Below are 437 nucleotides of genomic sequence, written 5' to 3' on the forward strand. Positions count from 1 at the left end.
TTGCAGCTAATTTAGGTATCTCTACTACCGTAGCTGGTAAAGTTATTACCGTTATTGATACATTTAGTACAATTACTACGATCATTAGCCTCGTGGCTATTATTGTCGGTTATGGAGTTATTTCAACAGCACTTGTTATTACCGCTAAAAAGATCATTTCAAAATACGGAAAAGGTTATGCTACTACTTGGTAGAAATCTATTAAAAAAGGGGAAATAGATGATGAGTTTAATTCGAAATAAAAAATCTATTTTTTATTTATTAGGAATGGCTTTATTACTTTCAACTTTAACAATTTCTTTGCCGCATCTTGCAGCTAATTTAGGTATCTCTACTACCGTAGCTGGTAAAGTTATTACCGTTATTGATACATTTAGTACAATTACTACGATCATTAGCCTCGTGGCTATTATTGTCGGTTATGGAGTTATTTCAAC

General features: G+C 32.3%; 2 protein-coding genes. Both read left to right on the forward strand.

Annotation, left to right across the window (positions count from 1 at the left end):
* On the forward strand, nt 1-194 hold a 194-nt coding region (locus tag G6554_RS25385; RefSeq protein ID WP_166246852.1), incomplete at its 5' end, for an uberolysin/carnocyclin family circular bacteriocin.
* 25 nt (nt 195-219) lie between these two features.
* Nucleotides 220-437, forward strand: a 218-nt coding sequence (locus G6554_RS25390) for an uberolysin/carnocyclin family circular bacteriocin (RefSeq protein WP_166246853.1), incomplete at its 3' end; no start/stop codon positions are given.

Origin of the sequence: Bacillus sp. MM2020_4 (assembly GCF_011250555.1) — a bacterium.
Taxonomy (GTDB): Bacteria; Bacillota; Bacilli; order Bacillales; family Cytobacillaceae; genus Neobacillus.